The organism is Pseudarthrobacter sp. rb, from assembly GCF_056389225.1.
In genome coordinates this window covers 282,126-305,185 of sequence record NZ_JBWJAR010000003.1, presented here as the reverse complement: position 1 = coordinate 305,185, position 23,060 = coordinate 282,126, and the positions used below count along the sequence as shown (strand labels likewise).

General features: G+C 66.1%; 15 protein-coding genes and 2 tRNA genes. 9 read left to right on the top strand and 8 right to left on the bottom strand.

Going from position 1 to position 23,060, the window contains the following annotated elements; translation table 11 throughout:
- Positions 1-21: 21 nt before the first annotated feature.
- From ACWRN3_RS06415 to ilvD, 7 genes are all read right to left on the bottom strand, one after another.
- Complete coding sequence (locus ACWRN3_RS06415) at positions 22-777, bottom strand: ABC transporter ATP-binding protein (protein WP_159631700.1); 756 nt, start codon at positions 775-777, stop codon at positions 22-24.
- Positions 774-3,572 (bottom strand): ABC transporter permease, encoded by a 2,799-nt coding sequence (locus ACWRN3_RS06410; protein WP_476740156.1) that lies wholly within the window; start codon positions 3,570-3,572, stop codon positions 774-776. Before ACWRN3_RS06410 ends, ACWRN3_RS06415 begins: the two co-directional genes overlap by 4 nt.
- Positions 3,573-3,789: 217 nt before the next feature.
- The gene (gene serA, locus ACWRN3_RS06405; protein ID WP_018768338.1) at positions 3,790-5,379 is read right to left on the bottom strand and encodes a phosphoglycerate dehydrogenase; all 1,590 of its coding nucleotides are present in this window, start codon (positions 5,377-5,379) and stop codon (positions 3,790-3,792) included.
- 125 nt (positions 5,380-5,504) lie between these two features.
- Entirely contained in the window at positions 5,505-6,530 is a 1,026-nt protein-coding gene (gene ilvC, locus ACWRN3_RS06400) for a ketol-acid reductoisomerase (RefSeq protein ID WP_159631698.1), read from the bottom strand.
- An 85-nt stretch (positions 6,531-6,615) separates the two neighbouring features.
- On the bottom strand, positions 6,616-7,128 hold the full coding sequence (gene ilvN, locus ACWRN3_RS06395; protein WP_043453275.1) for an acetolactate synthase small subunit: 513 nt from the start codon (positions 7,126-7,128) through the stop codon (positions 6,616-6,618).
- Between the two features lie 2 nt (positions 7,129-7,130).
- A complete protein-coding gene (locus ACWRN3_RS06390; protein WP_476740155.1) occupies positions 7,131-9,038 on the bottom strand; it encodes an acetolactate synthase large subunit in 1,908 nt (635 codons plus the stop codon).
- A gap of 274 nt (positions 9,039-9,312) precedes the next feature.
- Positions 9,313-11,031, bottom strand: a complete 1,719-nt coding sequence (ilvD, locus tag ACWRN3_RS06385) for a dihydroxy-acid dehydratase (protein WP_324642250.1) — start codon at positions 11,029-11,031, stop codon at positions 9,313-9,315.
- Positions 11,032-11,290: 259 nt separating this feature from the next.
- On the opposite strand from ilvD, the gene ACWRN3_RS06380 reads away from it, so the two are divergent.
- The 3 genes from ACWRN3_RS06380 (at position 11,291) to ACWRN3_RS06370 (ending at position 13,710) form a co-directional block, all read left to right on the top strand.
- Positions 11,291-12,367, top strand: a complete 1,077-nt coding sequence (locus ACWRN3_RS06380) for a sunset domain-containing protein (RefSeq protein WP_476740154.1) — start codon at positions 11,291-11,293, stop codon at positions 12,365-12,367.
- Complete coding sequence (locus tag ACWRN3_RS06375) at positions 12,321-13,520, top strand: PQQ-dependent sugar dehydrogenase (protein WP_476740153.1); 1,200 nt, start codon at positions 12,321-12,323, stop codon at positions 13,518-13,520. The genes ACWRN3_RS06380 and ACWRN3_RS06375 overlap by 47 nt, the downstream gene beginning before the upstream one ends.
- A gap of 114 nt (positions 13,521-13,634) precedes the next feature.
- A tRNA-Lys gene (locus ACWRN3_RS06370) sits at positions 13,635-13,710 on the top strand.
- A 240-nt stretch (positions 13,711-13,950) separates the two neighbouring features.
- Here the strand turns inward: ACWRN3_RS06370 and ACWRN3_RS06365 are convergent.
- Positions 13,951-14,409 (bottom strand): MarR family winged helix-turn-helix transcriptional regulator, encoded by a 459-nt coding sequence (locus ACWRN3_RS06365; protein ID WP_255175607.1) that lies wholly within the window; start codon positions 14,407-14,409, stop codon positions 13,951-13,953.
- A gap of 96 nt (positions 14,410-14,505) precedes the next feature.
- On the opposite strand from ACWRN3_RS06365, the gene bcp reads away from it, so the two are divergent.
- The 6 genes from bcp to ACWRN3_RS06335 all read left to right on the top strand — a co-directional run bounded on the left by bcp (position 14,506) and on the right by ACWRN3_RS06335 (position 22,897).
- Entirely contained in the window at positions 14,506-14,979 is a 474-nt protein-coding gene (gene bcp / locus ACWRN3_RS06360) for a thioredoxin-dependent thiol peroxidase (protein WP_324642253.1), read from the top strand.
- A gap of 127 nt (positions 14,980-15,106) precedes the next feature.
- A tRNA-Leu gene (locus ACWRN3_RS06355) sits at positions 15,107-15,188 on the top strand.
- Positions 15,189-15,420: 232 nt separating this feature from the next.
- Entirely contained in the window at positions 15,421-16,125 is a 705-nt protein-coding gene (locus ACWRN3_RS06350; RefSeq protein ID WP_255172543.1) for a fasciclin domain-containing protein, read from the top strand.
- 222 nt (positions 16,126-16,347) lie between these two features.
- Positions 16,348-18,015, top strand: a complete 1,668-nt coding sequence (locus ACWRN3_RS06345; RefSeq protein ID WP_476740152.1) for an ABC transporter substrate-binding protein — start codon at positions 16,348-16,350, stop codon at positions 18,013-18,015.
- Positions 18,016-18,094: 79 nt separating this feature from the next.
- Positions 18,095-19,597, top strand: a complete 1,503-nt coding sequence (locus tag ACWRN3_RS06340; RefSeq protein WP_324642255.1) for a malate:quinone oxidoreductase — start codon at positions 18,095-18,097, stop codon at positions 19,595-19,597.
- A 69-nt stretch (positions 19,598-19,666) separates the two neighbouring features.
- The gene (locus ACWRN3_RS06335) at positions 19,667-22,897 is read left to right on the top strand and encodes an efflux RND transporter permease subunit (RefSeq protein WP_476740151.1); all 3,231 of its coding nucleotides are present in this window, start codon (positions 19,667-19,669) and stop codon (positions 22,895-22,897) included.
- Positions 22,898-23,060 lie beyond the last annotated feature (163 nt).

Here is a 23,060-nt window from a genome sequence, read left to right as displayed (position 1 = left end):
TTCGGTGCGTAAGGGGGCGGACTAGATCAGTTCTGTCAGGGTATCGCTCAGACGCACCAGTTCGTGGTCGTGCGAGGCCACCAGGACGGCGATGCCATCGGAGGTGGTGTCCTTCAGGATGCTGATGATGCGGTTGGCGGAGGCACGGTCCAGGGAGGCGGTGGGCTCATCCACCACCAGCACCCTGGTGCCGAGGATCAGTGCCCGGGCGATGGCCACGCGCTGGCGTTCACCGCCGGACAGCTGGGCAGGGCGGTGCCGCATGCGGCGGCCCAGGCCCACCAGGTCCAGCAGGTCCTTGGCCATGTCCCGCCGTTGCTCCACTTCGCCGTCCGGAACGGCGGGCAGGAGGACGTTTTCCAGGGCGCTCATGCCGTCGATCAGGGCGCCGCCCTGGTCCACGTAACCGATCAGGGCGCGACGGCGGTCGGCGATTTCGTCGTCGCCCATGCTTTCGAGCGAATCACCTTCCCAGAACACGCGGCCCGACGTCGGCAGGGTAAGTCCCGCGCCGACGGTCAGGATGCTGGTCTTGCCGGAGCCGCTTCGGCCGGCGACGCAGTGCATCTCGCCCGCGTGCAGGGTCAGGTCGAAGCCTTCCACCACGCTCACGGCCTCGGCGCCGCCCTTTCCGCCGCCATAGCGGATGGTGATGTCGCGCATCTCCAGCGGGGTGGCGTGGTCGGCTGACTTGACGATGGTGTTGGCCCGGGTCTGCAGGGGGACCTCGTTGGAGCCGCTCCTGCGGCTGCGCTGGACGTTCGTCGGGTTTGTCATTGGACCACTTTCGTTGCAATCGGTATCCAGCAAATTACAGCCACCAGCCCGGCCACGGCAGCCCAGATGGCTGCATAGGGGGCCAGCAGCAGGCCGATGCCCAGGGCGCCCAGCACGCCCAGCGGCAAGGCCACGGTTCCCACCAGTGCGTTTTCGAACAACCGGACCTGGCGGAGCATGTCCGGGTTCCAGCCCATGGCCTGGAGGATGCCAAGGTACTGCCGTTTGGCATTGAGCTCGAAGCGCCCCGTCACCAGGGTCAGCACCAGCCCCACGGCCACGCCGGCAAGCGCCAGCAGGATACTGGGCAGCGTTACGCTCGCTGCGGCCAGCCCGCTCAGGGCGCTTGCTCCGGCGGCGCGTGGAATGTCGATCAGCAGGGCGATCAGGCCGCCGACCGCGGCACCGAAGACACCAACCGCGACTGCCAGGGACAAGGTGTTGAACTTGTTGGTGCTCAGCTGCCGGTTGGCGAAGGTCAGTGGCGAGTCGACCGGGATGAGGCGTTCGTCGTGCTGCGGTTCCTGGTCAATGACGTCGCGGTGCCGGAGCTGCCGGGCGGCAAACAGGGCCGCAGCGCAGTAGAGCACCAGGACAGCGGCGCACACCAGGGCGGTGGCCAAGCTCCAGCTCAGCAGGCTCAGTACGATGCCCGCCGCGGCGAGCAGCACGGCCCCGACTCCGAATTCCTCCAGCACCCAGCTGCGGATCCGCCGCTGGGTCCAGCCCATGGCCCGCAGTGTCCCGGCCTCGCTGCGGCGTTTGCGGATGTAGCTCACGGTCGATGCGCCCGTCAGGAGGGCGGCCCCGCACAGCGTCAGGAAGAGCAGGGTGATGTTGGTCCCGGAAAGAGCTCCGGCCACCGCTTCGGCGGCATTTTGCCGTACCCAGGACTGCTGCACCGTGCCCAGTGCCGATTCCTTGCCGGCTCCGTCCTTGGAGTAGCCCGGAACGAAGATGCTGGTGTCCTCACGGGCCGAACCGGCCACCACAGTGGCGTCCAGGCCCATGTCCCGGATCTCGGCGGCAAGCTTCTCCACCTCGGGCTGGGCGTCCTTCCAGCTGCCCGGCGCCTTGGCGCGGACGCGGACGGCGTCGATGACGGCCGCGTTCTGCTTGTAGCCACGAGCCGCGGCGAGTCCGTAGTAGTCGGTGATGGCACCGGCGGACTGGCTGGCCAGGCCGGTGGCACTGAGCGACGGCTTCAGTTCCGCTGCCGGCACGTCCTTGCCGGCCGCGTCCTTCTCCAGGGTGAACGGCGTGGGGTCGTACCCTCCGAGCGGAAGCTTGTTCACGTCACCGGAGGCCGCCTCAACTGCAGCGGGGTCGAACGTGCCGTAGACCATGGGCAGCGGCGAGGCGGCCTGCTGCTGGCCGGTGGGCAGGTTGTCCCGGTACGACCGCTCGTCCACGGGGTCGCGCTGGGTCTGGTCAACGGGGGCGCCGTTGGCGGCCTTGTCCGGCAGCCGGTTGACGGTGACCCACTCACCGGGAACGGCGGTCTTGTCCACGGCGCCGTTGGCGGCTGTGTCCCCGTCCGTGTACTTGGGGGCTCCGGCAAAGTTGGTGCTCCACTTGGCGGGTGTGTACAGGCCGGGGTTGAAGTTTCCGTTGCTGCCGAGCAGGGACGAGTGGTCCGTGGAGCCGGGCCAGGACAACACGAAGGGGTCCTTGGAAACGAAGGGCAGGTAGTCCTTGCCCAGGGACTTCGACACGGTGCCGACGTCCTTAACTACCTTGCCGGCGTCGTCAATTTCCTCGATCTTGACGTTGTACTTAAGGTCCAGCGACGTACCGGAGCGGACAATCAGTGGAACTGCCTGCGAGGCGCTGGTCAGCTGGCCGGTGCGCTTGGCCTGCTGGTACTGGGTCATCAAGGGGGCCCAGTACTTGAGCTTGACGCCCAGGAAGTCCGGCCCTTCCTTCAGCTGGTCCATGCTGATGCCCTTGGTGAAGAGCCCTTCCAGGTAGCGGCCCACGGCGCCTGCGTCACGCGCATCAGCGGGGGGCGCCTTCTCCAGCGGAGCAAGGAAGTCGCCGGCGGAGCCGAGCAATGCCCGTTCGGCGGCAGGGTCGACGGCCACGACGGACTCGGTGACCTCAGGGGCGAGCGGCAAGGCCACGGAGAGGTTGAAGAGGTTGTGCTCCGAGCCGCCGGCGGGGGCGGGGAACTTGATGCCGGTCTCCCCTTCTGCCGGGGCGATGCGGATGCTGCTGCCGCCAGGTGCCTTTTCCTCCACGAGGCGCGCCTTGCCCAGGCTGCCCTCGGCCGTGGTCTTGAAGAGCGTCTGCTCGGAGTGTCCATCGGAGCTCACGGCGCTGGCGGTCAGGCGGTACTTCTTGGCAGCATCCGTCAGCACCGATTCAGCGGCGGGCCACTTGTCCGGCGCGGTGGCGCCGGCAGCCTGGTCCGCTGTGGCGGTGCCTGCCAGTCCTGCGTTGTAGCCGAGGTAGTCCATGGCGTCGAGGCGGGGCGTCTCGAGGTTCTGGGTGACGCGGGAGACCAGGCTGATGGGGGCGGCTACGGAGGTGCCGGACAGCTTCCTGATGGAGTCCAGCTGGTCAAAGCCGATGCCGCCAGCGCCGTTGGCGATCTCGGGCTGCAGCAGCGCCCCGGACGGCGCCTTCGCCTGGACCAGGATGTCGTAGAGCCCCCTCGAATTTTCATTGACCGTCCGGTTGAGCGCAGCCTGTGACTGGCTCTGGACGACGACCGACAAGCACATGGCTGCGATCAAGATGGCCGCGGTCAACAGCAGCACCCTGCTTCTGATGAACCTCTGGACGGCGTTCATGGAACTCCCTGAAACCTGGATTGCGTGCGCGCACATCCATCCCCCGGGCAGACGTGGGCAATGACGGACGGATGTGCAAAAGGTATTGGCCGGTCTGCCGGCTATGGTCCCGAATCAGGACGTAGCCATTGTAAGCAGACCGGCCAATCATACGTGGCTCCGCACGGACGTACCCTTGCGGAGGAGCGGCTTTCGGCGTTTCGGCCGGTGTGTCGCGTTAGTCTTCCAGGTCCACTTCCCGGACCATCTCAGCGCCGATGCCGGCCTTGATCGCGTCCAGCACCTGCTGGGGAACGGAGCTGTCGATGGTCAGCAGGGCCAGGACCTGGCCGCCCTCGTTGGAGCGGGCCACCTGCATGCCGGCGATGTTGATGTTGTTCATGCCCAGGATGTGGCCGATGGTTCCGATGACGCCGGGGCGGTCGGTGTAGGCAACCACCACAAGGTGCTCGCTGATGGGGATTTCCACCTCGAAGCCGTTGATGCCCACGAGCTTCTCGATCTGCTTGGGGCCGGTCAGGGTGCCGGCCACGGAGATCTGGCTGCCGTCGCTAAGGGCGCCGCGCAGGGTCAGGACGTTGCGGTAGGACTCGGTCTCCGGCGTGGTGATCAGGCGGACGTTGATGCCGCGCTGCTCGGCGATGACGGGCGCGTTGACGTAGGAAACCTGCTCGGTCACGACGTCGGCGAAGATGCCCTTCAGTGCCGCAAGTTCCAGCACCTTGACATCGAGGGAGGAAATTTCGCCGGCCACTTCGACGTCGAACTGCGTCAGGGACGCGTGGGTCAGCGCGGTGAAGATCCGGCCGAGCTTCTCGATCAGCGGGATGCCAGGACGGACGTCGGGGGCAATGACGCCGCCGGCGACGTTGACGGCGTCCGGGACCAGCTCGCCCGCGAGGGCAAGGCGGACGGACTTGGCCACGGAGACGCCGGCCTTTTCCTGGGCTTCGTCGGTGGAGGCGCCCAGGTGCGGGGTGACCACTACATTGTCGAGCTTGAAGAACGGCAGGTCGGTGCTGGGTTCCTTGGCGAAGACGTCCACACCGGCGCCGGCGATTTCGCCGTCCTGCAGGGCCGTGAAGAGCGCTTCTTCGTCGACGAGGCCGCCGCGGGCCACGTTGACCACGTAGGCGGTGGACTTCATCTTCTTGAATGCGTCCGCACCAAGCATGCCCACGGTCTCGGGGGTCTTGGGCATATGGATGGTGATGAAGTCGGACTGGGCCAGGAGCTCGTCCAGGGTAACCAGCTGCACGCCGAGCTGCGCGGCGCGGGCCGAGGTGATGTAGGGATCGTAGGCCAGGATCTTGGTGTCGAAGCCCTTGAGGCGTGCCGCCACCAGGGCGCCGATGCGGCCCAGGCCGATGATGCCGATCTTCTTTTCGAACAGTTCGATGCCGGTGTACTTGGAGCGCTTCCATTCGCCGTCCTTGAGGGCGGCGCTGGCCTGCGGGATGTGGCGGGCCAAGCTAAGGATGTGGCCCACGGTGAGTTCCGCGGCGGACACGATGTTGGACGTGGGGGCGTTGACCACCATCACGCCGGCCTGGGTGGCGGCCTTGATGTCCACGTTGTCCAGGCCCACGCCCGCGCGGGCGATGACCTTCAGGTTCTTGGCCGCGGCGATCGCTTCGGCGTCCACCTGGGTGGCGGAGCGGACCAGGATGGCATCCACGTCGCTGATCGCCGAGAGCAGCTGGGAACGGTCGGCGCCGTCGGTCTGTCGGATTTCAAAGTCCGGGCCAAGGGCCTCGACGGTGGCGGGGGAAAGTTCTTCGGCGAGCAGTACTACGGGTTTTGACACGGCTGATCCTCTGCGTTGCAGTCCTGGGGATGGAAACAAGTCTAGGCCGACAGAAAGGCCGGGCTCACATTGTTAAGTGTGAACCCGGCCTCACCATTGGGGTCTATGCGGTTGCGCTGGCAGCCTTAGCGGGCTGCGGAGCCTTCCACGTAGTCCACGTCCTGCTGCTGCCAGGAGAACAGGGAGCGCAGTTCGCGGCCAACGGCCTCGATGGGGTGCTGCTCAGCCTTGGCGCGCAGTTCCTTGAACTCGACGGCGCCGTTGTCCTGGTCTTCGATGAAGCGCTTGGCGAATGCACCGGACTGGATGTCGGCCAGGACGGCCTTCATGTTTTCCTTCACCTCGGGGGTGATGACGCGCGGGCCGGAGACGTAGTCGCCGTACTCTGCAGTGTCGGAGACGCTCCAGCGCTGCTTGGCGATGCCGCCCTCCCACATGAGGTCAACGATCAGCTTGAGCTCGTGCAGCACCTCGAAGTAGGCGATCTGCGGCTGGTAGCCGGCCTCGGTCAGGGTCTCGAAACCGTACTGGACCAGCTGGGAAACGCCGCCGCACAGCACGGCCTGCTCGCCGAAGAGGTCAGTTTCGGTCTCTTCGGTGAAGGTGGTCTTGATGACGCCGGCGCGGGTGCCGCCGATGGCCTTGGCGTAGGACTTGGCCAGCTCCCAGGCGTTGCCCGATGCGTCCTGTTCGACGGCGATGATGTCAGGGATGCCGCGGCCGGCTTCGAACTCGCGGCGCACGGTGTGGCCCGGAGCCTTCGGGGCAACCAGGATGACGTCAACGCCTTCCGGCGCCTTGATGTAGCCGAAGCGGATGTTGAAGCCGTGGGCGAAGGCCAGGGCCTTGCCGGCGGTCAGCTTGTCCTTGATGGAGTCGTTGTAGATGGCGCGCTGGTGCTGGTCCGGCGCGAGGATCATGATGACGTCGGCCCATTCGGCGGCGTCGGCAACGTTCTTGACCGTGAAGCCGGCGTCCTCGGCCTTGGCGGTGGACTTGGAGCCGTCCTTCAGTGCGATGACGACCTCGACGCCGGAATCGCGCAGGTTCAGCGCGTGGGCGTGGCCCTGGGAACCGTAGCCAACGATGGCAACCTTGCGGCCCTGGATAATCGACAGGTCGGCGTCGTCGTCGTAGAACATTTCAGTCACTTGCGTAACTCCTCTTGAGTGGTTGTAGATAGTGGTCTTGCGGTGCTGCGGTTACGGGCGCGTGGTCCCGCCTGGACGCAAATGCCTAGGCGGAGCGGAGCGCCCGGTCACTCATGGAGCGGGATCCCCGTCCAACGGCCAGGGTGCCGGACTGCACAATTTCGCGGATGCCGAAGGGCTCCAGCACTGAGAGCAGGGCTGTGAGCTTTTCGGGGTGGCCGGTGGCTTCAATGACGACGGAGTCGGTGGAGACGTCGACCACTGAGGCGCGGAACAGGTCTGCGGCCTGGGTTACCTGCAGACGTGTTGCGGCATCCGCACGTACCTTGACCAGGATGTGGTCGCGCTGTACGGAAGATTCTGGGGTCAGCTCAACGATCTTGATGACGTTGACCAGTTTGTTGAGCTGCTTGGTGACCTGCTCGATGAGGTCGCCGTCGGCGTCGACCACCACCGTCATGCGGGACACGCCCGGCACTTCGGTGGGGCCCACGGCCAGGGAGTTGATGTTGAAGGCGCGGCGGGCGAAGAGGCTGGCCACGCGGGTCAGGACGCCGGGCTTGTCCTCAACCAGGACGGAAAGTGTGTGGCGGCTCATGCTCAGTCTTCCTCTTCCCATTCCGGGGTCATGTTGCGGGCAACCTGGATCTGGTCGTTGCTCACGCCGGCGGGCACCATTGGCCACACCATGGAGTTGGGGCTCACCACGAAGTCGATGACCACGGGGCGGTCGTTGATTTCGAGGGCCTTCTGGATGGTGGCATCGATGTCTTCTTCGCGTTCAACACGGAACGACGCGCAGCCGTAGGCCTCCCCCAGCTTGACGAAGTCCGGAATGCGGACCGTGTCATGGCCGGTGTTGAGGTCCGTGTTGGAGTAGCGGCCCTCGTAGAAGAGGGTCTGCCACTGCCGCACCATGCCCAGCGAGGAGTTGTTGATGACAGCTACCTTGATGGGGATCTTGTTGATGGCGCAGGTGGCCAGTTCCTGGTTGGTCATCTGGAAGCAGCCGTCGCCGTCGATGGCCCAGACCACGCGGTCCGGGTTGCCCACCTTGGCGCCCATGGCTGCCGGTACGGCGTATCCCATGGTGCCGGCGCCACCCGAGTTCAGCCAGGCGTGCGGGCGCTCGTACTTGATGAACTGGGCGGCCCACATCTGGTGCTGGCCCACGCCTGCCACATACACGCCCTCGGGGCCGGTCAGCTCGCCGATGCGCTTGATGACCTTCTGCGGTGCGATCAGGCCGTCGTCCGGTTCCGTCCAGCCCAGCGGGTAGGTTTCCTTGAGGTTGTTCAGGAAGGCCCACCAGGTGGTGAGGTCAGGGGTCCCGGAAGCATCGATTTGGCTGCGCACGGCCTCGGTCAGTTCCGGGATGATCTCCTTGACCGACCCGACGATGGGCACGTCAGCGGTGCGGTTCTTCGAGATTTCGGCAGGATCGATGTCGGCGTGGATGACCTTGGCGTTGGGCGCGAAGGTCTTCAGCACGCCGGTGACGCGGTCATCGAAGCGGGCACCGAGCGTGATCAGCAGGTCTGACTGCTGCAGGGCCGTGACGGCGGAGACGCTGCCGTGCATGCCGGGCATGCCGACGTGCTGCGGGTGGGAGTCCGGGAACGCGCCCTTGGCCATCAGGGTGGTCACCACCGGCGCGCCGGTGGCTTCGGCGAGGGCGAGCAGCTCGGCTGAGGCATGTGCCTTGACCACGCCGCCGCCCACGTACAGCACAGGCTTGGTGGACGCGGCAATGAGTTTGGCCGCTTCGCGGACCTGCTTGTTGTGCCCGCGGGTCACCGGACGGTAGCCCGGCAGGTCGATTTTCGGCGGCCAGGAGAAGGTCATCTGGCCCACCTGGGCATCCTTGGCAACGTCCACCAGCACGGGGCCGGGGCGGCCGGTCGAGGCCAGGTGGAAGGCCTCTGCCATGACGTGCGGGATGTCGTTGGGGTCGGTCACCAGGAAGGAGTGCTTGGTGATGGGCATCGTGATACCCACGATGTCGGCTTCCTGGAACGCGTCGGTGCCGATCACGCCGCTGGATACCTGGCCGGTGATGGCCACCAGGGGCACGGAGTCCATGTGGGCATCCATGATGGCGGTAACGAGGTTGGTGGCGCCGGGGCCCGAGGTGGCGATGCAAACGCCCACCCGCCCGGTGACCATGGCGTAGCCTTGCGCGGCGTGGCCGGCTCCCTGTTCGTGACGGACCAGCACGTGGTTCATGGTGGAGGCCATCAGGGGGTCGTAGGTGGGCAGGATCGCGCCACCAGGCAAACCGAAAATGTCGTCGACGCCGAGTTCTTCGAGCGAGCGGACGATTGCTTGCGAGCCGGTCATCACCGTCGGGGGTACGACGTTGTTCGGCCCAAGGACAGGAGAGACGGCAGCAAGGTCGGCGACGACGGCGGCATGGTCAGCCGTCCGGTCGGCGCGTTCCGGAGCCTTGGGGGCTCCAGCGGACTTGGTGGCCATCAGCGAGGGGCTGATGGGCGATCCTTTGCTCATCGGACTCTTCCTTGTGGATCTTCTCTGGTTTTGGAACTGGTTTGGAACGGTGGGAATAAAAAAACCCCTCGGCCTGGCGGCTTGGTGAGGGGTTTGCGCGTGACTGTTTGTTACCAGGGGCTAATGTGCCACGCGCTTGGTAAGGACGACGACGATGCCGGTAACGAAAGTCATGCGTTCAGTTTTCCCTCTTGGTGAGATGGGTGTCAACGAGCAACAACCCTATCTCAACATGTGGACGACGCTGTCCACCCTTTGATCCTATCCCGCCGGATCAGCCGGTCCAGGCGCCTTGGCTGGCGCTGTGGACCAGCTTGGCGTACTTGGCGAGCACGCCCTTGGTATACCGGGCCGGGAGCGGCTCCCAGCCCACCTTGCGGGCCTCAAGTTCCGCCCCGTCCACCAGCAGGTCGAAGGTGCGCGCGGCGATGTCCACCCGGATCCGGTCGCCGTCCTTCACGAAGGCGATGGGGCCGCCGTCGACCGCTTCCGGTGCCACGTGGCCGATGCACAGGCCGGTGGTGCCGCCGGAGAAGCGGCCGTCGGTGAGGAGCAGGACATCCTTGCCGAGTCCCGCGCCCTTGATGGCGCCGGTTATGGCGAGCATTTCGCGCATGCCCGGTCCGCCCTTGGGACCTTCATAGCGGATGACGACGACGTCGCCGGCCTTGATCTCCCCCTTGTCCAGGGCGTCCAGGGCGCCCTGCTCCCGCTCGAAAACGCGGGCGGTGCCCTCGAAGACGTCGGCGTCGAAGCCGGCACTCTTCACGACGGCGCCTTCCGGGGCCATCGAGCCGTGCAGGATGGTGATGCCGCCGGTCTTGTGGATCGGGTTGTCCAGGGCGCGCAGGATCTTGCCGTCAACGTCCGGCGGATTGATCGCCGCAAGGTTCTCCGCGACGGTCTTGCCCGTGACGGTGAGGCAGTCGCCGTGCAACAGGCCGGCGTCGAGCAGTGCCTTCATGATGACCGGCACGCCGCCGATCCTGTCGACGTCGGTCATGACGTAGCGGCCGAACGGCTTAAGGTCACCCAGGTGCGGGATCCTGTCGCCGATGCGGTTGAAGTCGTCCAGGGTGAGTTCCACCTCTGCCTCGCGGGCAATCGCCAGCAGGTGCAGGACGGCGTTGGTGGAGCCGCCGAAGGCCATGGTGACGGCGATGGCGTTCTCGAACGCCTCCCTGGTCATGATGTCGCGGGCCGTGATGCCCAGGCGCAGCAGGTTCACCACCGCTTCGCCGGACTTGCGCGCGAACTCATCACGACGGCGGTCTGCCGAGGGCGGTGCGGCGGATCCGGGGAGTGACATGCCCAGGGCCTCGCCGATGCAGGCCATGGTGTTGGCCGTGTACATGCCGCCGCAGGCACCTTCACCCGGGCAGATGGCCTTTTCAATGCGGGTGAGGTCCTCCATGCTCATCTTGCCGGCAGCGCAGGCGCCCACCGCTTCGAAAGCATCAATGAGGGTGACTTCCTTTTCGGAGCCGTCCTCGAGCTTGACCCAGCCGGGCATGATGGACCCCGCGTAGAGGAAGACGCTGGCAAGGTCCAGCCGGGCGGCGGCCATAAGCATGCCCGGCAGGGATTTGTCGCAGCCGGCCAGCAGGACGGAGCCATCAATCCGCTCGGCCTGCATGACGGTCTCCACGGAGTCGGCGATGACCTCGCGGGAGACCAATGAGAAGTGCATGCCTTCGTGGCCCATGGAGATGCCGTCGGACACCGAGATGGTGCCGAACTGCATGGGGAAACCGCCGCCCGCGTGGACGCCTTCCTTGGCGCCCTGCGCCAGCCGGTTCAGCGAAAGGTTGCAGGGGGTGATTTCGTTCCAGGAACTTGCCACGCCCACCTGGGGCTTGGCGAAGTCGTCATCGCCCATGCCGACGGCCCGGAACATGCCGCGGGCGGGGGCCGCGTGGATGCCGTCGGTGACGACGCGGCTGCGGGGCTTGATGTCCGGCTTGTTTCCGGTTGTGGTCTGGGCGTCGCTCATGAGGGAAAGTCTAGGGCTCGGATGCTGCCTGAACGACCTCCGGCGGCCGGATCCGGGGAAAATCCCGAAAGTTGCTGGGCCAACCAATGGACGGGGATCTCATAGTGTGAGACGCGGACGACGTGGCATCTCACTTCAGCGCACCGGCCCGTGCTTTCACCAGGTCCTGTCCGGCGTGCCGCGGCATGTCTGGACAGCAGTGGTGACCCGACGTAGCGTCGGGGACAGGACACCCGCCACCTGTAAAGAAGGGCCTGCCATGGACATTATTTTCTGGATCATCGTCATAGCCGTCATCGCCGTCATTATTTGGTGGCTGGTCAACCGCAACAAGTCCGCCAACGCGCCGGGGGGATCATCAGCCGGCGCGACGACTGATCGGCCCCGTGCCGATGGAGCCCTCGAAGGGGGCAGCGCCGCCGCGTCGGCCGCGGCTGCGGGGACCACCGGCATTCCAACAGCTGCCGGATTCGGAAAAGCCGCAGAACCGGCAGCGCCCGCCACGGCCGAAGAGCCGGCCGACTCGTCCGCCATGGCCGCCAAGGCCACTGGACACGACGAACAACGGTCACATGATCTGGAGGCAGACCAAAACGCAGAACAGGCCGAATGGGAAACCCAGTGGTCCGAGGCCGGCTCCGGGTCCCGGTCCGGCTCCTCCGTTGCCGGTGGGGCCGCGGCCGCCCAAGAGGTCGCGCCCCACCCCGGGACCAGTACGGACGCACCGTCCGGACAGGCAGCCCCCGCAGCGTCCCGCCCCGTCCACCACGACGAATACACAGCCCCCCACGCCCCCACGCTTCCCGGCGCCGAAACAGCTGCAGTGGAGGGCGTGGACGACGCCGGCACGGCAGCCGGCGGACAGCCCATTGGCCGGGCGCCCCAGCACGTGGCGGACAGCTACCGGGCAGCAGACCAGCACGAGCCCGCGCCGGTCTCCGGCGGCAGCCTTGGCGACGCCGGCGATGCCGAAACGCTGGAGCGCGCCCAGTCCTCCGCACTGGTGGAAAACGGCGCGGACCACCACCAGCCGTCCGGCCAGGGACAGGACGCCGTTCAGGGATTCGCGCAAGGATCCGCCCCGGAGCATGGCACCACTGCCGCCGAGCCTGCCGGACACCTTGCAGCCGACGAGCCCTACGGCGCAGGCTCGGCTGCGCCGGGCCCTGACGGCAGCGGACCGGCGGACTACACGGTCAAGGGCGATGCCGCCGCAATGGTCTACTACGAAGAAGGACATCCGGACTATGAGCAGACCCGGGCGGAAGTCTGGTTCGAATCTGCCGCGCATGCGGAGGCCGCAGGCTTCCGCGCTCCACGGCGCAGACGGCTCTAGAAGGAGGAAGGCCCGCCGCATTGCGGCGGGCCTTCCTTGCCTGGCCCTGTTCCTGGTGCTGGCAGCCTGCACGGGCACGCCAGGGCCGCCTGCACCAGGCACGAACCCTGCCGGCGCGGACACCCCGCCGGGAGCCGCCGTCGCCAGCCCCGCTCCCCCGGCCACGGAATCCGCCGGAACAGCCCCCGTCCCCGCCGCACCCGCCGTGCAGGACCGGTTGGAGCTGCAGTTGGACACGCCCTGGGCAGCGGTATTCCTTCCGGAGGGCACCGCCGTCATTTCCGAGCGCGGGACCGCACTGCTGAAGGCCGTTCGGGACGGCACCGCCACAACCATCGGGAAAGTGCCCGACGTGGTGCCCGCAGGAGAGGGGGGCCTGCTGGGCCTGGCGCTTTCCCCGCATTTTGAGGCTGACCGCTTCCTTTATGCCTACACGACCACCAGGGAGGACAACCGGGTGGTCCGGCTTACCGTCGAGCGGAGCGCTGATGGTTCACTGACGCTGGGCCGGCCGCAGACCGTCTTTGCGGGAATACCCAAAGCCGGCACCCACAACGGAGGCAGGATCCGGTTCGGCCCGGACGGGTTCCTGTATGTGGGCACCGGCGACGCCCAGCGCCGCGAGCAGGCCCAGGACCCCGCCGCCCTGGGTGGGAAGATCCTCCGGCTCACCCCGGACGGCGCCCCCGCGCCCGGCAACCCGTTCGGGAACGCCGTCTACAGCCTTGGCCACCGGAACGTCCAAGGCCTGGCGTGGGACCAAGCAGGCAGGCTGTGGGCCAGCGAGTTCGGACCGGATGTGGACGATGAGCTGAACCTGATCCTCCCCGGCGCCAATTACGGCTGGCCAGAAGTCACCGGCACACCGCACCGTGCCGGCTTTGAGGACGCAAAAGTCGTTTGGCCCTCCACCCGCGAGTCCTCCCCCAGCGGGCTGGAGATTTCCGGGGGTATCGCCTACCTGGGTGCACTCCGGGGCGAACGGCTCTGGGCGGTGCCGCTCAAGGGCACGGAAGCCGGACAACCTGTGGCCTATTTCACAGGTCAGTACGGCCGGATCCGGGACGTCATCCGGGCACCCGATGGCAGGTTGTGGCTGCTCACAAACGGCAAAAACCCTGATTTTGCGCTGGTTTTGCGACTCTCACAGTGATTCAGGAACCCACAGGAGGGCCGATTTCACTTGCACCAAAAGTTCGTGTAGAGTTTCATGTCGTTGCGGAGATCAACGGGAAAGAAAAAGCCCGGGGATGGAAGCAAAGAAGATGCACCTCTAGCTCAATTGGCAGAGCAATTGACTCTTAATCAATGGGTTCCGGGTTCAAGTCCCGGGGGGTGCACCACTGGGAAAACAGCCTCCGGTTTGTGGAAACACAGACCGGGGGCTGTTTTGTTTTGCCGGCCCACGTCATCCATTGCTGAGTACATGTCGTTTTCACGACTCAAAACGACAAGTACGCAGCAATCGATGATGGCCGGGCACAAAAGGCCGACGGCGGGCGGCGGCCGGACACAAAAAAGCGCGGCCCTGGTTTTTCCAAACCAGGGCCGCGCTTTGCTTTTGCTGCCTTCAGCACCAACGGCTATTTTGCGATGTTGTCCATGAGGGCTCCGGCGTTGCTGGGCGTCGTGGAGAACTGGCTGGCCAGTTCCCGGACCACAGCTTTGAGTTCCTGGCGGAGCAACTCAGGGTCGATCGAGGCCGATGCCAGGACCGAGCGCTCCATCTCCACGGCCTGGGCAACGGCTTCCTTGCCCTGCTCGGTCAGCGACACCACGTGGCTCCTGCGGTCCGAGGTGCTGCGCACCCGGGCAATGTGGCCGTGGGACTCAAGGCGGCTGAGGGTCTTGCCCATGGTCTGGGCCTGTACGCGGACGTACTGGGCAAGCTGGGCCTGGGTCATAGGTCCTTGCGCGGCAAGGACCTCGATGGCGATAACACCGGCATGGGTGAGGCCGATGGCGCCGAGTTTTTCGTTCCAGGAGTGCTCAACGAGTCGCGCAGCAGTGGACAGAAGGCGCCCTGTGGGCCAGTGATCCATATCAGGCATAGCAGCAAGTATAGCCAAATGCCGATTAGCACTCGTTCCACCTGCTTACTAGGCTGTTGTGTCCCGCCCGCAACAAGGAGAAAAACAATGGCTGAAAGACTCGTTACCGGCGACAAGGCACCGGCTTTCACCCTGCAGGATTCCACCGGCAAGGACGTCAGCCTGGCCCCCCGGCCCGGCCGCTCCACCATCGTCTACTTCTACCCGGCAGCCTCCACTCCCGGCTGCACCAAGGAGGCGTGCGACTTCCGGGACAGCCTTGCCTCCCTGCAGGCTGCCGGCTATGACGTCCTGGGGATCTCCCCCGACCCCGTCGACAAACTGGCAAAATTCGCGGACAAGGAGTCCTTGACGTTCCCGCTGCTTTCGGACGCCGACCACGCCGTGGCCGGGGCCTACGGCGCCTGGGGTGAAAAGAAAAACTACGGCAAGACGTATGAGGGCCTGATCCGGTCCACCATCGTGGTGGACCCGGACGGCAAGGTGGCACTGGCCCAGTACAACGTCCGGGCCACCGGCCACGTGGCCAAACTGCGCAGGGACCTCAACCTGGACGCCTGATCTGTTCCGCGCCTGCCCCCGCCGCCGAAGCCGGTGCCCGGCCCGGGCGTGGCCGCAGACCCCGCTACAATGGACACTGGCATCCGTCGTCGAACATCCTGTCCGGGTGTTCACGGCAGGACGCCGAGCGCGAGTGGTGAAATTGGCAGACACGCAGGATTTAGGTTCCTGTGCCTTCGGGCGTGGGGGTTCAAGTCCCCCCTTGCGCACACTGAATCCCCCGGCCCCCGGCCGGGGGATTCCTGCGTTAACACGCCGGCCGTTCCACCGCCAGTTTCTGCCCCGAATAGAAAAACTCCGAAGATCCACCCATCCGCCGCCGCCCACCCGGCGAATAGCCATTGAGACACCAGCCAAGGGCAGGTGCCCACCCCAAGGCAGGCTGCACGCCACGAACACACAGTCCGATGGCGGCAGGCAAACGATCCAAGGAGAACCCAAATGCAGACCTTCAAGCGCACCACTTTCACCGTCGCAGGCGTTGCAGCGGCCGCTCTGCTCAGCCTCACGGCATGCGGCGGTTCCGGCAGCACTTCCGGTTCCTCGGCGTCGTCGGCGCCGATGTCATCCGCCCCCAGCTCGAGCATGGCGTCCCCGTCCAGCTCCAGCATGGCGTCCCCGTCCGCAAGCTCCTCAGCAGGAAGCATGGACCCCGCCGCCAACCTGGTTGGCCCCGGCTGCGCCGCCTACGCCCAGCAGGTCCCCACCGGCGCAGGCTCGGTGGAGGGCATGGCCCTCGATCCGGTCGCGGTCGCAGCCTCCAACAACCCCATCCTGACCACGCTTACCGCAGCAGTTTCCGGCAAGCTGAACCCCAAGGTTGACCTGGTGGACACGCTCAACGGCGGCGAGTTCACCGTGTTCGCACCGGTGGACGACGCCTTCAAGAAGATCGACCCCGCCACCATCGAAACGCTGAAGACAGACGATGCGCTGCTGAGCAAGATCCTCACCTACCACGTAGTCCCCGGCCAGATCACCCCGGACAAGATCGCCGGCACGCACGCCACGGTTGAGGGCGGCTCCGTCACGGTGACCGGCAGCGGCGACAACCTCAAGGTGGACAACGCCAACGTGGTCTGCGGCGGCGTCAAGACCAAGAACGCAACGGTCTACCTGATCGACTCGGTCCTCATGCCCAAGTAAGCCCTCTCCCCGCCCCCCCAACACAGGGCCGGGGGCGCCGGGCGGCCCGCCGACCCGGCCCGGGCGGCGCCGGCCCCCCCCGGGGGCGGGGCCGGCGGGACCCCGGCGCCCCCCGGCCCTGGCGCGTCATGTGCCAGCCTGGGGCCGGCCGCAAGCACCGTCCTCTAGACTGGTCCCGGCCCGCAAGCGGCGGAGCCGGCAGCATCCAGAGGTGATAAACGAGTGCCCAGCAGTACATCGCGGCGGACGGTCATCAAGGCCGGCGCCGTCCTCATGGCGCTGGGCGTGACGTCGTGCACAGGCATGCCGTCCCCCTCCCCCACGTCCGGCACCCCCAGTTCCCCTCCGGCCGACCCCCAAGCCACCTTCAATTTCGGCACCGCGGCCCAGCCCCTGGGCCTGGACCCGGCCCTGTCCAACGACGTGGAATCCCAGCGCATCACCCGCCAGATCCTCGAATGCCTGGTGGGTGTGGACCAGACCACCGGCAAACCCACCCCGCTGCTGGCAACCGAATGGAACGAGTCCAACGAGGGCCGGACCTACACTTTCAAGCTCCGCACCGGGGTCACCTTCCAGGACGGCACCCCGTTCAACGCCGACGCCGTCTGCGCCAACTTCAACCGCTGGTTTGCTTTCCCTGCCGAGCTGCGGAAGCAGGCTCCCGGCAGCTCCTTCAAGGGCGTGTTCAAGGCCCACTCCGACGAGCCCGGGCTTTCGATTTTCAAGAGCTGCACCGCGTTGGCACCTGACACGGTACAGATCGACCTCACCCAGCGATTCACTGCGTTCCTCCAGGCACTGACCCTCCCGGCCTTCGCGATCGCATCCCCGGCCGCCCTGGCCTCGGGCAAAGCGGACGTCCTGGACCAGAACCGGGGCGGCCAGGCCATGTCGGCGTTCGCCACCAAACCGGTCGGCACCGGGCCCTTCACCCTTGCCGCCTGGGGCACCGACAACGTCACCCTCGCCAGCAACAAAACCTACTGGGGGGACCGCGGGCAGATCGCCACCATCAACTTCCTGGCCTACAACCACCCCCAGACCCGCCTCCAGGCACTGCTGGACGGCACGATCGATGGCTATGACGCCGTCACCGTGGGAAATTTCGACCAGCTGGTCAAGCGCGGCAAGCAGATCGTGCAGCGCGACCCGTTCTCCGTGATGTACGTGGGCATGAACCAGGACATCCCCGTACTCCAGAACCAGAAGATCCGGCAGGCGGTGGAGCTTGCCATCGACAAGGAAACGTTGATCCGGAAGTTCTTCATCGACAACACCGCCAAGGCCACGCAGTTTGTCCCGCCCAAGATCAGCGGCTTCAACAATGACGCGCCGGAACTCGGACACGATCCCGCCAAGGCCAAGGACTACCTGAAGGAGGGCGGCTACGCCGGCGAGGAACTGAAGTTCTACTACCCCATGAACGTCACCCGGCCATACCTGCCCACCCCCGAAAAGGTCTATGCCGAGCTCAGCCGCCAGCTCACCGCCGTCGGCTTCAACATCCGGCCCGTGCCGGTTGACTGGTCCGACGGCTACCTGCAGAAGGTGCAGTCGGCCGGCGACCATGCCCTCCACATCCTTGGCTGGAACGGCTCCTACTCCGACGCCGACAACTTTGTGGGCCCCCTCTTCGGGGAGAAAAACGGCGAGTTCGGGTACCAGGATCCACAGGTCTTTTCGAAGATCAACCGCGCGCGGGGGCTCCCTGACGGGAAAGAGCGGGATGAGCTTTATCACACCATCAACGCCCAGATCGCCGCGACGGTGCCGGCGGTTCCCATCGCCTTCCCCATCTCCGCACTTGCCTTGTCAGACCGAGTACTCAGCTACCCGGCTTCCCCGGTCTTAAACGAAGTTTTCACGAAGGTCCAGCTAAAGCCTTGACGGCCCCGGCCAATTTCAGTATGCGGGCTGCGCGGGGATATTCTGTGACAGCCAGAGCCGCTGCAATCGGAGACTGATCGTGACCTTCATTTCCAAGACCCCACACGCCGACGTTGTCCTGATAGGCGGCGGCATCATGAGCGCCACGCTGGGGGCATTCCTCAAGCAGCTGGAGCCGGACTGGACCATCTCCCTGTTCGAACGGCTGGACCAGCCTGGCCTCGAAAGCTCGGACCCCTGGAACAACGCAGGAACGGGCCACGCCGCCCTCTGCGAACTCAACTACTCGCCCGCAGCCAAAGACGGCTCGGTCAGCCCCGCCAAGGCACTGCTCATCAACGAACAGTTCCAGCTCTCACGCCAGTTCTGGTCCCACCTGGTGGACAACAACCTCATCGGTTCCCCCAAGGGCTTCATCAACACCGTCCCGCACATGAGCTTCGTGATCGGCGAAGACCACACCAGGTTCCTGAAGACCCGGTACGAGGCGCTGAAGCCGCACCCCCTGTTCCGGAGCATGGAGTACTCCGAGGACCACGCCCAGATCGCCAAGTGGGCGCCTCTGATCGTCAAGGGCCGCGACCCCCAGCAGCGTATTGCCGCCACCCGGGCCGCCGAGGGCACCGATGTGGACTTCGGCGCACTCACCCGGGAGCTGACCACCTACCTGGGGAACAACGGCGTCGAAATCAATTACGGCCACGACGTCACCGGGATCTCCCGCGCCTCCGACGGCGGCTGGGACCTGACGCTGAAGTACCCCAAGTCCGGGGAACACGGCAAGATCCACGCCAAGTTCGTCTTCGTCGGCGCCGGCGGCGGTGCCCTGCACCTGCTGCAGGCCTCCGGCATCCCGGAAAGCAAAGGCTATGGCGGATTCCCGGTCTCCGGCCAGTTCTTCCGCTGCACGGACGAGACCATCGCCGCCCAGCACAGCGCCAAGGTCTACGGCCAGGCCTCCGTGGGCGCGCCGCCGATGTCCGTTCCGCACCTGGACACCCGCTACGTCAACGGGAAGCGTTCGCTCCTGTTCGGCCCGTACGCAGGCTTCTCCACCAACTTCCTGAAGAACGGCTCCTACCTGGACCTGCCCCTGTCCATCCGCCCCGGCAACATCATCCCGATGCTGGCCGTGGCGAAGGACAACATGGACCTCACGGCCTACCTGGTCAAGGAAGTGGTCAAGCGCCACGACCAGAAGGTGGAGGCGCTGCGCGAGTACTACCCCGAGGCAAAGGGCGGGGACTGGGAACTCATCACCGCCGGCCAGCGTGTACAGATCATCAAGAAAGACCCGCAAAAGGGCGGCATCCTCCAGTTCGGTACTGAAGTGATCGCCGGCCGTGACGGCTCCATCGGTGCGCTCCTGGGCGCTTCGCCGGGGGCGTCGACCGCTGTCCCCATCATGATCGAGCTGCTTCAGAAGACGTTCCCCAAGAACTTCAAGGGCTGGCAGTCCAAGCTCAAGGACATGATGCCCGGCTACGGGGTGAAGCTGGATGAGAATCCTGACCTCGCCGCGGAGCTGGAGCGGGCCACGGCCGCGTCCCTTCAGCTGGAGAGTGTTTCCGCCAGCCACTGACCCTGCCGGGGCCAGCGGCTGGCACCCCCAGGGCTTGTACCAGTCACTTAGACCCCCCAGGAGACACCCATGTTCCGGTTGGCGCACCTTTCCCTGGCGAACCGGGCCCTGATCGCGCTGATCACCGTCTTCGCCTCGGTCTTCGGCGTGATCACCATGTCGTCGCTGAAGCAGGAGCTCATTCCTTCCATTGAGTTCCCGCAGATCACAGTGCTCAGCTCCATGCTGGGTGCATCGCCCGAAGTGGTTGACAAGCAGGTCAGCGGTCCGCTGGAAAAGGCGCTGAACGGCGTGGAGGGGCTGGAATCCACCTCCTCCACGTCGCGGACCGGCGTCTCCCAGATCACCATGGTGTTCACCTACGGATCCAACCTGGACCGGGCCCGGAACCAGATCGACCGGGCCATTTCCAACGCCAAGCGGACGCTGCCCAGCGATGTCCAGCCACAGGCCATCGCCGGAAGCATCAGCGACTTCCCCATTGTTTTCCTCGCCGTCTCCTCGGACAAGCCACTCAGTGAACTGAACGCGGACCTCCAGCGCCTCAGCGTGCCCCGGCTGCAGAAGATCGACGGCGTCCGCAGCGCCGACGTCACGGGCGGCGCCTCCCAGCACATCGAGATCCTCCCCCGCACCGAGGCCATGGCAGCGGCAGGGGCAGGCGTTACCGCCATCCGCGACGCCCTGTCCAACAACGGCGCGCTGATCCCTGCCGGAACACTTGAGGACCAGGGCAAGACCCTCTCGCTGCAGATCGGCAGCCCCGTCGATTCCCTCGATGCCATCAAGGCCCTGCCACTGTCCGGCGCCAAGAACGCGGCGACCATCGGCTCGGTAGCCGATGTTTCCCTCAAGGACGACGAGCGCACCTCCATCACGCGCACCAACGGCGCCGAGACGCTGGCGGTCTCCGTGACCAAGAAACCCGAGGGTGACACGGTGGCGATCTCCCACGCGGTGCGGGACTCCTTGAATGAACTCGAGGCGGAGCTGGGCTCGAACGCCAAGTTCACCCCCGTCTTTGACCAGGCGCCGTTCATCGAAAAGTCCATCAAGGACCTCACCACGGAAGGCCTGCTGGGGCTGGGATTCGCCGTCGCCATCATCCTGCTCTTCCTGATGTCCGCCCGGTCCACGCTGGTCACGGCCGTCTCCATTCCGCTGTCCCTGCTGATCACGTTCATTGGCCTGTCAGCCACCGGCTACTCGCTGAACATCCTGACGCTGGGCGCCCTCACCATCGCGATCGGGCGGGTGGTGGACGACTCGATCGTGGTGATCGAGAACATCAAGCGGCACCTGAGCTACGGCGAGGAAAAGTCGACGGCGATCCTCACCGCCATCAGGGAGGTGGCCGGCGCCATCACCGCCTCAACCCTGACCACGGTGGCGGTGTTCCTGCCCATCGCGTTTGTCGGTGAACTGGCCGGTGAACTGTTCCGGCCGTTCGCCCTGACAGTCACCATGGCCCTGCTGGCGTCGCTGCTGGTATCCCTGACCATCGTTCCGGTGCTGGCCTACTGGTTCCTGAAGAACCCCAAGGGCGGCCCCGCCGGCGCGGCCGCAGGATCCCCCGAGGCGCGGCGCATTGCCGGCGAGGCCAAGGCAAGGGCCCACGACGCCGAGCAGCGCAGCCGGCTGCAGCGCGGCTACCTTCCCATCCTCCGGTCCACGCAGAAGCACCCCGTCATCACCCTGGTGGCGGCTGTCCTGGTGCTCGGAGCCACCGGTGCCATGACACCGCTGCTGGCCACCAATCTCCTCGGAAATTCCGGGCAAAACAGCCTGACCGTGCGCCAGGTACTGCCGGCCGGAACCAGCCTGGCCGACACCAGTGCCGCCGCCGTCCGCCTCGAAGGGGTCCTGCGCGGCATCGACGGCATCAAGGATGTCCAGGTCACGTCCGGCAACGCCCAGGCAGGCTTCGCCGCACTCACCTCCACCGGCTCCTCCAACTCAACGTTCACGGTGGTGACCGACGAAAAGGCCAACCAGGAACGGCTCCAGGACACCGTGCGCTCGGAGCTTGCGAAGGTCCCCGACGCCGGAAAGATCTCCGTAGGCACCCAGCAGGGCGGCTTCGGTACCTCATCCACCGTCGACATCACGCTGAAGGCTGCCACCAGCGCCGACCTGCAGTCGGCCAGCGACACCATGGTGGCCGCCATGACGGGCGTCCCCGGCACCAGCGAAGTGGCCAGCAACCTTGCTGCCAGCAACCCCGTGGTGCAGGTCAAGGTGGACCGGGCCAAAGCCGCGGCCGCCGGCCTGAACGAGGAACAGGTGGCCGGCGTCCTGGCCTCCACCATCAGCCCCATCCCGGCCGGCACGGTCCGGATCGACACCAACGACTTCCCCGTCCGGATCGGCCAGGGCACCAAGTTCACCAGCATCGATGCAGTCCGGAACATCCCGCTTCCGGCGGGCGGCCGGCCGGTGACGCTGGGAAGCATCGCCGCCGTGGAGCAGGTGGACGTCCCGGTCTCCATCACTGCCAGCAATGGTGAGCGCACCGCCAAGGTGTCCATCACGCCGTCGGGCTCCAACCTGGGCGCAGTGAACACCGAAGTCCAAAAGCGCCTGGCCGATGTCCAGCTGCCGCCGGGAGTCACCGCCACCATCGGTGGCGCCACCACCCAGCAGGCAGAGTCCTTCCGGCAGCTGGGCCTGGCCCTGCTGGCAGCCATCGCCATCGTGTACGTCATCATGGTGGCCACCTTCAAGTCGCTCATCCAGCCGCTGATCCTGCTGGTCTCGGTTCCGTTCGCGGCCACCGGTGCGGTGGCCCTGCTGCTGCTCACGGGCGTGCCGCTGGGCCTGCCGTCGCTCATCGGCATGCTGATGCTCGTGGGCATCGTGGTCACCAACGCGATCGTGCTGATCGACCTGATCAACCAGTACCGGCAGCCACGCGATGGCCGGCCGGGCATGAACGTGGCGGACGCCATCACGAACGGCGCCCGGCAGCGGCTCCGGCCCATCCTCATGACGGCACTTGCCACGGTCTTTGCCCTGACCCCCATGGCCCTGGGCCTTACGGGCGGCGGCGGGTTCATTTCCCAGCCGCTGGCAGTGGTGGTGATCGGCGGCCTGGTGTCCTCCACGGCGCTGACCCTGATCCTGGTTCCGGTGCTCTACCGGCTGGTGGAAGGCCGGCGCGAGAAGAAGGCGCTGCTGCGTGACCTGCAGGCCCGCCCGGAACCCGGGCCCGGTTCGGACATCGACGCCGAATTCAGGGACTGGACCACTGGCCAGGTCCCCAAAGTCAGCGGCCGCCGGGCGGCGCCCGGCGCCGGATAAAGCCCAACGTAGCCGCGATGCCCGTACCAGATCCTGGTGCGGGCATCGCTGCGTTCCAGGGCATGGCCCCTAAGCAAGGGCGGGGAATAATCCACGGGACGTGGTGTTACAGAAGGCACTATATGCAAATGCATCTACATTGGTCTACACTGGAACCAAGCCA